Raw genomic sequence first — 14,635 nt, 5'->3', positions numbered from 1 at the left:
CCCGGGGCACAGGCACCCGGAGCGCTTTTTCGCGATAAGTCGCTTAGTCGATCTTGGTCGTCGGGAAGGTCATCTCGCTATAGCGGACAAAGCGGGTTCCCTGCGTCAGCTTATAGCCGAACCAGATGATCAAGAACAGCGGCAGGCCGATATAGGTCGCGGTCACGCCGTACCAGTCGATGCGATCCTCCAGGAACGCCTCATAGTTCTGTCCCAGCGTGATGATCAGGCACAGCACAAAGGCGAAGATCGGCCCCAGCGGGAAGAAGCCGGATTTATACGGCAGCGCGTTCAGGTCGAGTCCCGCCATCACGTAGCCGCGACGGAAGCGGTAGTGGCTAATGGCGATCCCCAGCCAGGCGATAAACCCGGTCATCCCCGAGGTGTTCAGCAGCCACAGGTAGACCTCCTGGTTGCCGAACATCGAGGTCAGGAAGCACAGGCCGGCGACTACCGTGGTGGCATACAGCGCATTGCGCGGCACGCCGCCCTTGGACAGACGACCGAAAATGCGCGGCGCCTTACCCTCTGTCGCCAGGGTGTACAGCATGCGCGTCGAGGCATACATCCCGGAGTTACCCGCCGACAGCACCGCCGTCAGGATCACCGCGTTCATCACCGCCGCCGCAGACAGCAGGCCGGCATTCTTGAACACCAGGGTGAACGGGCTGACGGAGATATCCTTCACGTCATTGCGCAGCAGGCTGGGGTCGGTATAGGGGATCAGCAGGCTGATGATCAGGATAGCAAACACATAGAACAGCAGGATTCGCCAGAAGACCTGACGCACCGCCATCGGAATATTTTTGCCCGGATCCTTCGACTCCCCGGCGGCAATGCCGATAAGCTCGGTGCCCTGGAAGGAGAAGCCGACGATCATCGCCACCCCGATCATCGAGGCAAAGCCCCCGGCAAACGGCGCATCGCCGACGGTCCAGTTATGGAAACCGGCGCCGTCGCCGCCCTTCATGATGCCGACGATCATCATCAGCCCCACGGCGATAAAGATGATCACGGTGCTGACTTTGATCAGCGAGAACCAGTACTCCGCCTCGCCAAAGCCCTTCACCGAAATATAGTTCAGCAGGAAAATCAGGCACAGGAACAGCGCGCTCCAGATCCAGCCGGGAATATCGGGAAACCAGTAGCCCATCACCAGCTGTGCGGCCACCAGATCGACGGCGATGGTAACCGCCCAGTTATACCAATAGTTCCAGCCCAGCGCGAAGCCGAAGCCCTCTTCCACGTAGCGTGAGCCGTAGGTAGAAAACGAACCTGACACCGGCATAAACGCCGCCAGCTCACCCAGGCTGGTCATCAGGAAGTACACCATCATCCCGATGATGATATACGACAACAGCGCACCGCCGGGGCCGGCCTGGGATACCGTAGCGCCCGATGCGACAAACAGCCCAGTACCAATAGAACCGCCGATAGCGATCATCGACAAGTGCCGCGCTTTTAACTCCCGGCGCAGCGCCGGTCCTTGTCCCGCGTCGGGGACGGTAGTTTTTGTCTGAGCCATTAGAACCCTATCGTTGTTTTGCGTTGAATCATGAAACCAGGCGGGATTGTAACAAATCCATCTGCGGCGGGAAGTAACAATCTAACGATAATAAGAGAGCTTCATGATGGTTGGCGGATTATTAGCGAGTGGCTAATCGAGTGTGCAATAAAAATACACAAAGATCACAATAAGCTACGGCAGCAGCCTCTGCTGCCGCCGTCGCAGAGGCTACGCCTGACAGTAGCTCAGAAAACGGGCCAGCGCCTTGGAGATATGCTTCTGGCGGTGGTGGATCAGATACAGCGAGCGATGCAGGTTGATCTCCGGCAGCGCGACCTCGACCAGCGTCCCGTTGCTCAGCTGCTCCTCGATCACCCGACGCGACAGGCAGCTGATGCCAATGCCATAGCGCACCGCATGCTTGATGGCCTCGGAGTTTCCCAGCTCCATCACCAGATCGAAGTGGGGTAAATGGGAAAGCAGCAGATGTTCAACCACCTCGCGGGTGCCGGAGCCGGTCTCACGCAGGATCCACGGTGCATCCGCCAGGCGGGCCAGGGTGACCGGCTCACGCAGCAGCGGATGATCCGGCGCGGCAAACACCACCAGCTCATCCTCTAGCCAGCTTTGGGTGGTCAGCTCCGGCATGTGGCACGGCCCCTCGATCAGCCCCAGATCGGCGTTAAACTCCGCCACGGCGCTGATCACATCATGGCTGTTGCCCACGTGCAGCTCCAGCGGCGTCACGGGAAAATCGCGACGGTAGGCGGCCATCATCGGCGGCAGAATATAGTTACCGATGGTGCTACTGGCGGCAATGCGCAGCGCCCCGCTCTCGCCCTTAAACAGCTGTTCGATTTCGCTGGCCTGCTCCAGCAGCGCCATCGCCTTCGGATACAGCAGGCGGCCATGCTCGTTGACTACCAGCCGTTTGCCTACGCGATCGAACAGACGCACCGACAGCTGGGTCTCCAGATCCGACAGCGCCGCGCTCACCGCCGACTGCGAAAGCGCCAGCACCATGGATGCCTGCGTGGTCGAACCGCTTTTCAGTACTTCTGTAAAAACTTCCAGTTGTCGCAAGGTAATGTGCATAGACAGATCCAAACCGTTTCAACCAACGCGCCGTCCCCGGCGCCGATAGCCCTGTGACCCGACGACGACGGGGCCGCTCTCTGCGTCAAATGTCGCTTACGCAGCGCCAACTATAGATAAATTAGAAAGAATTTACTACTTAAAGCGATTAATATCGCGTGTCCGGCCTCCCCCGCGCAGGGAGGCCGACGCAGGATCAGCGCACCACCAGCACGGAGATGCTGGCGTGGCGCACCACGCGGGCGGCGTTAGAGCCGAGTAGGTAGGTTGACATGCTGGGACGGCGTGAGCCGATCACGATCAAATCCGCACCGCACGCCTCGGCCTCTTTCAGGATCTCATCGTAGATAGAGCCCCAGCAGACCTTGACGCTGGTGCGCGCCGGCGACAGCGGCAGCGATGCCGCCAGCGCCTCCAGCCGTTTCTCGGCCTGCTGCAGCGCCGTGTCACGCAGCTCAGCGATCTGCTGGGGATACTCGCTCATAAAGATCGTGGGAACCGAGGGATGAACGTGCAGCAGACGCAGCGCGGCCTGAGACTGCTCGGCCAAAAACAGGGCGTGCTTCAGCGCGACCTCCGTCAACTGAGGTTCTTCCAAATCAACCGGTACCAAAATCATGTTATAGGTGCCATCCATAATGGATCTCCTTTATTGATGATTGATGTAAATGATTGATAGTTAACCCAGCTACTGTTACTCCGGCGCACCCGTCACGCGCGTGGCCAGTGCGCCGTCCGGGCACGCACGGCGTCGGAGGGGGCACCCCGGACAATGCCGGCGGAGGGCATCACGCCCGCGCGCCGCCGCAGGATCCCGTCTGACTATAACACAAACGGGTGATTTATTCGCCGCCGCCCCGCCCTGAGCACCCCCGGCCACCCGTTGACTCGGCACAATTACACTATACTCAACGTAGGCAGTCTGAACACGACAGCGGCGGGCGGGAGGCTACCATGGAAACCCTGTATGGTTATCTGATCGGTGCGCTGGTTACCCTGGCGATCTGCGCCTTTGCCTGGGCCAAGCGCGGGTGGCGCGGCGGTACGCTGGCCTTTGTCCTGCAGGTGGCGCTGGCCTACGGCTTTTACTATGGCGCCTGGCTGCTCTCTCAGGGCAACACGGTCACTGCGGCGCTGGCGGCGCTGCTGTCGCCCCTGTGCGTCCTGCTGATCATCATCAATACCAATGCGGCCACCCCGCCGGATGCCTGAGCCGCGCGCATTCGGTGGGGGATCATTTAGCAAATATGTCTATAAAACATAATACCATTATCGATTTAGAATTTAGCCATTGTCTCTTTAAGCTTGACGGCTCTTAAATTCACAATAATACAGTTCACCATAACAATGACAGAAAACAGATCGCACGCTTCACACCAGACCCATGCCCTGCTGCGCCTGCTCCCCGGGCTGCTGCTGACCGGCATCATCACCGCCGTCTCCATGTGGGCCGGCGCCCTACCCTGGGTTGAGCAGCTCGGCTTTGGCGCCCTGACCCTGGCCATCATTCTCGGCATTCTGATCGGCAACAGCGTCTACCCGGCCCTGAGCATCCCCTGCTCCGTCGGGGTCCATCTGGCCAAACAGAAATTCCTGCGCCTGGGGATCATCCTGTATGGTTTCCGCCTGACGTTTCAGCAAATAGCCGACGTCGGTCTGACCGGCATTGTCACCGATGCGCTGACCCTCAGCTCCACCTTCCTGCTGGCGCTGTGGCTGGGGCGTAAAGTCTTTAGCATGGACAAGCAGACCGTGATGCTGATCGGCGCCGGCAGCAGCATCTGCGGCGCGGCGGCGGTCATGGCCACCGAACCGGTGGTCAAAGCCGACGCCAGCAAGGTTTCCGTCGCCGTCTCGACCGTCGTTATCTTCGGCACCATTGCCATCTTCCTGTACCCCTGGCTCTATCAGCTCAACGCCCACTACCAGTGGGTCGCGATGACCCAGGAAAGCTTCGGCATCTATATTGGCTCGACGGTACATGAGGTGGCCCAGGTGGTCGCCGCCGGACGCGCCATCAGCGACGACACCGGCAACGCCGCGGTGATCGCCAAAATGATCCGCGTGATGATGCTGGCGCCGTTCCTGCTGATTCTGTCCAGCGCGCTCAGCCGCGGCGCCGGCAACGCCAGCGGGAAAAAAGCCCCGATCACCATTCCGTGGTTCGCGGTTATCTTTATTCTGGTCGCCGGCGTTAACTCCTTTAATCTGCTGCCCGGCGCGCTGGTGCACGCGCTGATTACCCTGGATACCATCCTGCTGGCCATGGCCATGGCCGCCCTGGGCTTGACCACCCACATTAGCGCCATCCGCCAGGCCGGCATCCGCCCCATCATCCTGGCCAGTCTGCTGTTCGCCTGGCTGATTATCGGCGGCGGCGCCATCAACGTCGTGATCCAGCGCTGCCTGTAAGCAACAGCCTCCGCGCCCTGTTAACCCATGGTTAGCAGGGTGTTTTTGTTTTGGGTAAAAAACTACGCTGCCCGGGCGTTCAGTGCCATAATAGCGCCATCGCAACAGGAGATAACCCTATGAAATATATTGGAGCTCACGTCAGCGCCGCCGGAGGGCTAGATCAGGCCCCCGCCCGCGCCCATGCGCTGGAGGCCACTGCATTTGCGCTGTTCACCAAGAACCAGCGCCAGTGGAAGGCGGCCCCGCTGACGGACGATGCCATTGACACCTTCAGGGCCGCCTGCGCGCGCTATGGCTATCAGCCGCAGCAGATCCTGCCGCACGACAGCTACCTGATTAACCTGGGCCACCCGGTCACCGAGGCGCTGGAAAAGTCGCGCGGCGCCTTTATCGATGAAATGCAGCGCTGCGCCGATCTGGGGCTGACCCTGCTCAACTTTCACCCCGGTAGCCACCTACTGCAGATCGACGAGCGCGACTGCCTGTCCCGTATCGCGGAGTCGATCAACCTCGCCCTCTCTCAGACCCAGGGGGTGTGCGCGGTGATCGAGAACACCGCCGGTCAGGGCAGCAACCTGGGCTTCCGCTTCGAGCACCTGGCGGCCATCATTGAACAGGTCGAGGACAAATCGCGCGTCGGGGTCTGCATCGATACCTGCCACGCCTTCGCCGCAGGCTATGATCTGCGCGACGAGGCAGCCTGCGAGGAGACCTTTGCCCAATTTTCCCGCACCGTTGGCTTTACGTACCTGCGCGGCATGCACCTCAACGATGCGAAAAGCGCCTTCAACAGCCGGGTTGACCGGCACCAGAGCCTGGGTGAAGGCAATATCGGCTATACGGCGTTCCGCTGGATCATGCGCGATCCGCGCTTTGACGGTATCCCGCTGATCCTAGAAACCACCGATCCCGACCGCTGGCAGGATGAGATAGCCTGGCTCAAAGCGCAGCAGGCGGCGGCATAATCGCTCGCGGGCGGACACCGGCCCACCGCGAGCCAGAAACAGAGACAAAAAACGCAGCCCTTGGGCTGCGTTTTTCACATGATGGCGCAACGGCCCTTACGCAGACGGCAGCGTAACCGGCGCCGGTAGTGTCATCGCGCGATTGGCGATGGCGTGGCGCATCAGCGCCGCGCCGCAGGAGAGCAGCAGACCGGCCAACGCGGAGAGCATCACAGCGCATTTTAGCGACTTCGCTGACGGCTGACGTATGTACTCCAATATCCCATTAGCATGGCAATGCATCTACGATGCAGGATTTTCGCCATACGTTTTTACGTTTTATGGATAGCTTCTACGCCAGACATCATTCACTGTAAAAATAGATACGGTGGTCTATATAGTTCAGTCTAAATGGAGAGTTGAAATGTTTAACAATTGAACAACTCACATAATCCACACTACATTAGCCTAAAGTGATCTACTCATTCACGCGGCTATCTCTATACCCTGCAGAACCAAGGCAATCACGACACACTAACAACCTCAGATAATTGCAGGGATAAATATATAATTGAATGATTATCGCCAAAACTGACCATTTCCATTCAAATATAAATACATCTTCAATAGTTAAAAAATATATCAATTTTCAGAATGGAAAAATCAATACATTATAAACTCTTAATATAATCAGGACGATGTATTCCCCTTATCTGAGGGAAATCACCCCACTCAATAACATCCTGGCTTAATCGATCGTTAAAATATCCACGATAAAATTCAGTATCCAACCCATGAGAATCAACAGCAAGATCTTCCTTTAAAGATTTTAAATGGAAAAAAACAATGCCATTGTTTTTTTCCTTTAATTTATGAGAGAAAACCTCATAGTTATATGCATGCTTAAAAAACGTATTTTTTGACACTTTAAAAATACCATGATCATAACCCGCAGTAAGAGGAGCACTTTTCCTTAATGCCAACTCACCCATATCATTATACTTTAAGTTAATACCAAAAAAATAATTATACTCATCACTAGGTTTTTTTGATAAAATATATTCTCTTATTTTGAGAAATGCATCTGCAATCAAGATACAATCACCATCGACTTTCATTACATATTCTTTGGTCGTTTTTGACAATGCAAAATTATAGTAATTAACTAAACTTCGCTCATCCCTAGGATCTAATGCCACATGCGCGAGACTACCTGGCGGAGCCACAGAGGGGATGTAATGAAACACCTTTATTTTATGTGGGTATTTTAGCCGCATTTTCTCACAGATTTCCGGCGTAGAATCTGTACAGCGGTTATGCACAATGATCAGTTCATCCAATTGTTCAATATAGCTTTCTATCGAGCTTTCTAAATAACGCTCTTCATTATATAAACGCATAATACCCGATATTCCAGTACCTCTCGCCTTCGTTAATGAAGAGCGATCGAAGTGATATTCATCTCGACATCGATAGATATTTTTCTCATGTATAACCCGTCTCCAGCGGAAATAGAAAATCTTTATATTCTCAACAATTATTGATATTACCTTATTAATAATCCAAGAAAAGCTTTTTCCTTTCAGCCTAGATAAAGGAGGCATATTATCACCATATGTAAATATTTTTTTCAGATGATAACATCAATCCTTACAATATAAAATACTTGCTTATTATAACAGTTTAAAAAGCTAAAAAAATGCTATAATAAGAAATAAAAAACCAAAAATAACGTTAGCAACTAAGAATTTCAAATAAATACATCTATAGGCGACCTAATAAGATGGGGAGGTGACACACTCCCCATATATACTGCCCTATTGATTAATGAGATTCCATTTCTCTACTAACGATGGCGTGGCGCATCAGCGCCGCGCCACAGGAGAGCAGCAGACCGGACAACGCGGAGAGCACCACGATCAGCGCCCCCTTCGGCGCCTCTTTCTGCACCGGAACGCTCGGCAGCATCAGATACTTAAACGGCTGCACCGTCAGCGCATTCAGGTGTACCTGACTCAGTCGCTCGATATACATCTGGCTGTTCTTCAGCCCGGCGTTAAGCTCGCTCAGATCCGTCTGGCTGCGCTCGATATCCAGCTTCTGACGCAGGCCATTGGTGCCCAGCGAAATCGGGAAATCATCGTCATCCTTAAACGTAGCACCGTTGCCGTACAGCGGCTTGCTGATCCCCGCCGCCTGCGCCACCGCCAGCGAATAGTTCAGACGACGGATCTTCACCTGCTGCGCATTCTTCAGCCGCTGCAGCGTCAGCTGATACTGCGCCTTCTCCCGCGTCAGGGTCTGATCCAACTGGCTCTTAATATTATAGCGCAGATCGTCCACCACCCGCGCGGCGACAAAGTCAATGTATCCCTGCAGCAGCGCATGGGCCTCCTGAGAGCTATGAGCGCTGACCCCCAGTCGGTAGTAGGTGTACTCTTTACTCTCGGTCGCCTGATCCAGCTGGCTGTTCTTCAGGGTGAAGCCTTGCTGCGTGAGCGTACTGAGCAAACGCTCACGCGCCAGCGGATCGGGCAGCGCGGCCGCCTGCGTTTTATAGTAATCCGTCTGAGCAATATATTCGCGACGCACGATCTGCGATTCATATAGCTGCACAAAGCGGGCCATTAGCCAGCCCGGCGTAGCGTCGACCTTGATATCCAGCAGCGCCAGCTGGTTTAGCTCGCTGTTCATCGCGGACAACTCACGCGCCTGGGCCGGGATCAGCTCGGCATAGCTGGTCCACCTTTGCGGCAACTGTGTCTTGACAATAAATCCCAGCAGGGCGCACAGCAGCACGGTGCCAAGAATCATCCACTTGGCCTTGAACAGCACCAGCAGCAGGGAAAGCAGATCGATCTCACTCTGCATCTGTGCACGCGGCGGCGTAAGCGCAGCGCCAGAAGACGATACAGAATTAGACAAGTTAGACAAATTAGACAAGTTGGACAACGGCATTTCTCCCGCGCGGGGAGCCTCCCTTTCGAAACGGCGAATACACCGCTCCGCCCCGGGAAATGGCCCGAGCGACAGGAGGCGATGCTCTGTTTGGCAAGTATTATTTCTAAATGAAATATAATTTCATTATTTATTGGATTGGAATAATCCTATTCCTATGGATTCTATCTAAGAATTTTCTATCAGGCAATCTGTTGTATGATGATTGCACTTTAGCAAGACGCTAACGCCGCCGACGCGCGGTGCGGCGAGGGGCTCGCTTAGACGGCGCGGGCTGCGGCCAGGCGGGCAATTCCCCCTCCGGCAGCGGCGGCTGCAGGATAGGAAACACTGGCAGCGCGGCCAGCAGACGGCTACCGTAGGGTTTGCTCAGCAGGCGACGATCGTAGATGACGATCTCGCCGCGACAGGCGTGGCTGCGGATCAGTCGCCCAACCTGCTGGATCAGGGTAAAAGAGGCGCCTGGCAGGCTCTGCACCTCAAAGGGATAGCGGTTACGCGACTTCAGCCACTCCCCCTCCGTCAGGATCACCGGGCTGTCTACCGGAGGAAAGGCCACCTTGTGGATATGCACCTGGGTCAACAGCTCGCCCTTCAGATCCAGCCCCTCGGCAAACGACTGCAGCCCGACCAGCGCGCTCTGTGTCCCGGCGCGCACCCGGCGACAGTGCTCCTCCACCAGGCGATAGCGGGGGCGGTCCCCCTGCACCAGCAGCCCCAGGCGCAGATCCGGAACAAAGCCTAAAAAAGTCTGCATCGCCCGCTGACTGGCAAACAGCACCAGCATGCCGGTGTGCTCACCGCGCAGCCAGGCCGTTCGGAAAACATGAGCCATCTGACGCAAATGCTCCCCCTCCTGCGCCAGCGTAGGCTCCAGCGTCATCTGCGGGATCACCAGACGCCCTTGGTGTACATGGTCAAACGGCGAGTCTAACGCCACAAAGCGATCGCCGGCCTGGCTATTCAGGCCGGAGAGTTCGCTGATACGGTCAAAGCGGTTCAGGGAGCGCAGGGTCGCCGAGGTGATCACCGCGTGGGGAATGCGCCGCCACAGTAAGCGCTCCAGCTGATCGCATACCCGGATCCCGACGCAGTGCAGATAGCGGTGGTGCACGCCGTCGCTGACCTCCTGCGTCAGCCATTTGGAGATCGGTGCATTGGAGGCCTGCGCCAGCGACGCCAGGCGCCACAGCTTGCTCAGCGCCTCTAAGTAGCTGAACGCCCGACTCATCTGCAGCAGCGCGCGCTGCAGGCGCAGCACATCGTGACTGCCGGTTTTTTCCTGCAGATCGTTCATCATGAACTCGCTGAGGCCGCGCAGACCATCGCACAGCTTGTACAGGCGCTGGGCCAGTTCGCTCAGCGCGTCGGGCAGCTGGCCCAAAATAAATCGGTACTGTTCCTCCTCCGCCAGCAGCGCGGCGGCGGCGCGATCGAAATCCGTCAGCAGCTGACGCAGCTCCGCCGTATGCGCCTGCAGACGCTCGCTGTTCAGCAAGCGCGGAGGATTCTTGGGCTGATACTGCGCCTGGCACTGTTCGATATGACGTACGATCATATCGATCTGTCCCTGCACAAACAGGGCCGTGATCTCACCCTCCATCTCCAGCGCATCGCGGGCGACATCGGGCAGATGGTGCCCCTCATCCAGCACCAGCAGCAGATCCTTCGGCGGCGGTAGCACCGATTCGCTCTCCAGCGCCGCCATCACCAGCGCATGGTTGGCCACCACCACATCGGCGCTTTCAATTTCACGCCGCGCCAGAAAAAACGGGCAGTCACGAAAGTGGGAACAGCTGCGGTTCAGGCAGCTAGCCCGATCGGTGCTCATCTTGGCCCATAGCCCCTCCTCCAGATTATCATGCAGATGATCGCGCAGCCCATCCCAGCGGCGGCTCTCCAGCTCTCCCAGCAGACGCCGGCACTGCGCCCGCTCCTCCTCGCTGCTCGGCTGCAGCGCATCATCGATAAACAGCAGTAGAGACCCCTGCCCATCCTGATGATCGGAGAGCGCCGCCAAATTACGCGGACACACGTAGCGGCCGCGGCCAAAGGCGGCGGTAAAGGTCAGATCGGGAATAATTCGCCGCAGCAGCGGCAGATCCTGGGTATAAATCTGATCCTGCAGCGCCACGTTGGCGGTGCTCACCACCAGCGGCTTCTGCTGCGCCCGACTGATGGCGATGCCGGGTAACAGATAAGAGAGGGTTTTACCGACGCCGGTCGGCGCTTCGATCACCAAATGACGGGCGTCGATGCCGCTCAGCGCCCGCGCGACCTCAGCGATCATCTGCCGCTGCTGCGGGCGGGTGACAAAATCGGGAATTTGCTGCGCCAGGGCCTTATACCACTGGGAGATCTGGGTTTTGAGTGCGCTGGAAAGGGTCATTGATACTCGCTGCGGGAAACATGGCGCGCTATTGTCGCACAGCGGGCGGACAAAATCAGCCGCCTGCGCCGCTGCGCCCCCTGCGCCGATCAGCGGCGCAGTACGTTGCTCAGCAGATCGCGCAGCTCATCCAACTGCATCGCCAGCTGCATATTCAGCCACAGGTAGCCATAGATCGGCGCCTCTTCGTCGCTGTGCGCCTGCGCCTGCGCGATCAGCGTCTTCAGCTCCGCCACCATCGGCTCCATCTCCGGCAGGCGCTCCAGCGTCTCCTCCACCCGTCCGCTGAGCAGCATCTCCGACAGCCCGTGCAGGGCGTTGATGGTCAGCTTCTGAAACGTCCGCAGCCGGGTGGCATTCAGCATAATAAAGTGGCTTTCACGGCTGGCCCAATAGGCATCGGTCATCATCTCCAGCGTGGCCACCAGGTTACGGGTGATCACCTGAATGGCGTCGAACACCGCTTTATCCACCTTGGTCTCCCGGGCGCTGGGCGCCAGCAGGCCGCGTACGGTGCCCAGATCGGAGAGAATGCGCTGCTGGCGTTCGGTCAGCTGCGGGCGCTCAACCATATTGGGTGAAACATAGGCGCTATAAATGTTACTCATGCAGGTCAGGCCATGGTTCATCTTTAAGCGCCAGTGGGTGAAGGCCCGCTGCGGATAAATGCTGGCAAACAGCAGCGCCAGCAGCGAACCGATGATCACGTTGACGCTGCGCAGCAGCGCCGTCTGGATATCGCCGGGTCCGGCGGCGCACACCACGCCCAGCGTGATGCCGATCAGCAGCCCCATATAGGGGCGCTTGCCCAGGGCCGCAATGCCGCAGACAAACATCACGACGGCGCACCACGCCAGCATCAGGCTCATCGAATAGAGCTCAAGATAAAGCGCCACCAGCCCCGATGCGGCGCCGAACACCGTCCCCATACAGCGCTGCAGCGCCCGGACGGTCACGTTGCCCCAGAAGGAGATCGGCCCGATCACCACCACCATGGTGATCAGCGCCCAGGCCCCCTCAGGCACCGCCAGCAATCGGATCAGAAGGAAGGTTAATACGAAAGAGATCGCCATGCGCACACCGTGCACAGCTCGGTAGTGCCCATAGATGAAGGAGTCAAACGGGGTGATACTTTTATTTAAACGCACGGAAACGACCTTGGATCAGGCTCTCAACAGAGATGAACCTTTAGTGTAACGGAAATCTGCGGCATAAAGAAATGCCCAGCACCCTTATCATCACCCCTGGAACTGACCTACCCTCCGTTGATTAACACACCGCGATGCTAGTAATGTCTTCATAAGCCACATGAGGACATCACCATAAAGAAGCGTTTTTCCGACGCACAGAACATCAGTATTTTCCGCGAGCTTGAAGCCAGCGTATTCGCCTGATCATGCTGCCGCAAACACGCTATTTCCGATGCCACCTACTACATCTATGGACTACCTCCGTTTTGCAAGTACTGAATCTGGTTTTGGGTTGTTGCTTACATCTATCCGGCATCAGGAAAATCTGTGCCCAAATGGGTAATTCGCACACAATCGCCTCAACAACTGGACGGCCTCTGAGGCCAGTATAAAAATCAGGTTCCGATTGTGCAGGTGCAACCTGTCACCATTTCTCAGTACGCTGCAACTTTTTCTGGCAGGGGATTAATTTCACACTACCTGATACTCGGTCTCATTTTTCAGCATCGACCAGATTATTCGCGCGTTTTTGTTAGCGACCGCCACGGTCGTTTTATTAAATCCGCGCCGCTCCTTTAACTGGTTAACCCACTGATTCATATGGCCATCATTGTTATTCGTGGCAACCCTGACGACAGCGCGGGCACCATGAATAAAAAGTGTCCGCAGATGCTTGTCGCCTTTTTTCGTCATATTCATCAGCACCTGCCTGTCGCCACTCGAATGCTGGCGTGGAACCAGACCCAGCCATGCAGCAAAGTGGCGGCCATTCTTAAATTCAGTTCCTTTGCCAATAGCAGCAACAACGGCCGTGGCCGTTTTAGGGCCGATGCCTTTAACTCTGGCGATACGCTGACAGGCTTCTGATTGTCTGAATACTGTTTCAATTTCCTTATCAAAAAAATGGATCCGACGCTCGAGATCGTTAAAGAGATCATAGAGCTCGGCAATTGTTCTGCGCATACGGGAACTTAGACTGTTTTCTGCATCTTCAAGGATAAGAGGAATAGCCCGGCGAGCTCTGGAGACAGCACTGCCAATGGGGATCCCCCGGTCAAGTAACAGCCCTCTTATTTGACAGACTGTAGCAGTGCGGTGATTTACAATACGCTGCCTTGCCCGGTGTAAAGCCTGGATATCCTGCTGTTCGGGGCTTTTTGGCGGCACGAACTGCATTGTCGGTTGCATCAGAGCCACTGCGATGGCCTGTGCATCATTACCATCATTTTTTGCCCGCGGACAAAGGGTTTTACATACTGAGGACTGATGACCTTTACTTTGTGCCCCAGTTTCTCAAACTCACGCTGCCAGTAAAATGTCCCGGTGGACGCTTCGATCCCAATCAGACATGCAGGAATATTGGCCAGCGTCTGGAGCAATTCTTTTCGGCCAGTTCGTTTCGTATAAACCGGTTTGCCGGCCTGGTTTAACCCGCAGAGCTGAAAAACATTTTTAGCCAGATCAATACCCAGAAATACGATATTCATGGTGATTCTCCTGGTGAGCACATTTCGTACAGTTAACCGCAGCGGGAGGAGGTAGTCCATCCCATTACCTGGAGCAAGAGTATGGCGATATGGCGATATGGCGATATGGCGATATGGCGGTGCCCGAGATTAAGCGTCTAAAGTCGCTTGAGGAATAGACACAGAACAGATTTATTGAAAGTTTTAATGGGCGCTTGCGCGGCGAATGCCTGAATGAGCACTGGTTCAGTGACGTCAGTCATGCCAGGAAAATCATCAGCGAATAGCATCAGGATTATAGCGAGTGTCGCCCGCACTCCACGCTGAATTATCCGACGTTGCCTGAATTTGCGGCGCCTAGAGAAAGGGGAATTTTGAAAGTAAAGGATCCGACATCACTAACTTAGCGTTGTATCTAATCCAGGTGGCAGGTCAACCGTCCTAACAGTTCTGCACACCTGCCGCGTTACTCTATCCACGCTAGCCACACTGGACTGACCCCATTCTGAGTTTCGATCGCACCACCAATATTGCAGTAGCCTATGTGCCCTATCTTGCGTTCTCCCTGTATGGTTTTCACCTAACGTTGCTGGCAACAAACGCCTTGACATCTTAGTAGACACTGAACCAGCATAACCGTTATCGACCAGTAATTATCCATATGACTGCAA

The 14,635-nt window shown here is 55.9% G+C and carries 10 protein-coding genes and 2 pseudogenes; 4 read left to right on the top strand and 8 right to left on the bottom strand.

The window, feature by feature from the left end; genetic code table 11:
- Window positions 1-43: 43 nt before the first annotated feature.
- The 3 genes from BRD58_RS06300 to BRD58_RS06290 form a co-directional block, all read right to left on the bottom strand.
- A complete protein-coding gene (locus tag BRD58_RS06300; protein ID WP_034168009.1) occupies window positions 44-1,525 on the bottom strand; it encodes an amino acid permease in 1,482 nt (493 codons plus the stop codon).
- A gap of 210 nt (window positions 1,526-1,735) precedes the next feature.
- Window positions 1,736-2,602 (bottom strand): DNA-binding transcriptional regulator YeiE, encoded by an 867-nt coding sequence (yieE, locus tag BRD58_RS06295; protein ID WP_012848045.1) that lies wholly within the window; start codon window positions 2,600-2,602, stop codon window positions 1,736-1,738.
- Window positions 2,603-2,798: 196 nt separating this feature from the next.
- Window positions 2,799-3,239, bottom strand: a complete 441-nt coding sequence (locus BRD58_RS06290; RefSeq protein ID WP_012848044.1) for a universal stress protein — start codon at window positions 3,237-3,239, stop codon at window positions 2,799-2,801.
- 317 nt (window positions 3,240-3,556) lie between these two features.
- Here BRD58_RS06290 and BRD58_RS06285 point away from each other — a divergent pair, with 317 nt between their 5' ends.
- The 3 genes from BRD58_RS06285 to nfo all read left to right on the top strand — a co-directional run bounded on the left by BRD58_RS06285 (window position 3,557) and on the right by nfo (window position 5,982).
- Window positions 3,557-3,814, top strand: coding sequence for a DUF2545 family protein (locus BRD58_RS06285; RefSeq protein ID WP_012848043.1), 258 nt, complete (start codon window positions 3,557-3,559; stop codon window positions 3,812-3,814).
- Between the two features lie 135 nt (window positions 3,815-3,949).
- Window positions 3,950-5,014, top strand: a complete 1,065-nt coding sequence (locus tag BRD58_RS06280) for a YeiH family putative sulfate export transporter (RefSeq protein ID WP_073381982.1) — start codon at window positions 3,950-3,952, stop codon at window positions 5,012-5,014.
- A gap of 119 nt (window positions 5,015-5,133) precedes the next feature.
- Window positions 5,134-5,982: a deoxyribonuclease IV gene (gene nfo / locus BRD58_RS06275; RefSeq protein WP_069578391.1), complete on the top strand. Its 849-nt coding sequence runs from the start codon at window positions 5,134-5,136 to the stop codon at window positions 5,980-5,982.
- A gap of 650 nt (window positions 5,983-6,632) precedes the next feature.
- Here the strand turns inward: nfo and BRD58_RS06270 are convergent.
- The 5 genes and pseudogenes from BRD58_RS06270 to BRD58_RS06250 form a co-directional block, all read right to left on the bottom strand.
- The gene (locus BRD58_RS06270; protein ID WP_071890263.1) at window positions 6,633-7,565 is read right to left on the bottom strand and encodes a glycosyltransferase family 2 protein; all 933 of its coding nucleotides are present in this window, start codon (window positions 7,563-7,565) and stop codon (window positions 6,633-6,635) included.
- A gap of 220 nt (window positions 7,566-7,785) precedes the next feature.
- Window positions 7,786-8,832: an LPS O-antigen length regulator Wzz(fepE) gene (wzz(fepE), locus tag BRD58_RS06265; RefSeq protein WP_069578389.1), complete on the bottom strand. Its 1,047-nt coding sequence runs from the start codon at window positions 8,830-8,832 to the stop codon at window positions 7,786-7,788.
- A 310-nt stretch (window positions 8,833-9,142) separates the two neighbouring features.
- The gene (dinG, locus tag BRD58_RS06260; protein WP_069578386.1) at window positions 9,143-11,308 is read right to left on the bottom strand and encodes an ATP-dependent DNA helicase DinG; all 2,166 of its coding nucleotides are present in this window, start codon (window positions 11,306-11,308) and stop codon (window positions 9,143-9,145) included.
- Between the two features lie 89 nt (window positions 11,309-11,397).
- Window positions 11,398-12,456 carry an FUSC family protein gene (locus tag BRD58_RS06255; RefSeq protein ID WP_012848035.1) on the bottom strand — a complete coding sequence of 353 codons (1,059 nt, stop codon included), beginning with the start codon at window positions 12,454-12,456 and terminating at the stop codon, window positions 11,398-11,400.
- Between the two features lie 513 nt (window positions 12,457-12,969).
- Window positions 12,970-13,985: pseudogene (locus tag BRD58_RS06250) on the bottom strand (IS110 family RNA-guided transposase).
- A 158-nt stretch (window positions 13,986-14,143) separates the two neighbouring features.
- Here BRD58_RS06250 and BRD58_RS06245 point away from each other — a divergent pair.
- Window positions 14,144-14,409 (top strand): annotated as a pseudogene (locus BRD58_RS06245) (integrase core domain-containing protein); the annotation flags it as partial.
- Between the last annotated feature and the right edge of the window lie 226 nt (window positions 14,410-14,635).

It is taken from the genome of Edwardsiella piscicida, assembly GCF_001896205.1.
In the GTDB taxonomy this organism is placed as follows: Bacteria; Pseudomonadota; Gammaproteobacteria; order Enterobacterales; family Enterobacteriaceae; genus Edwardsiella; species Edwardsiella piscicida.
The sequence above is the reverse complement of the archived record's forward strand: the minus strand, read 5'-3'. Positions and strand labels throughout refer to the sequence as shown.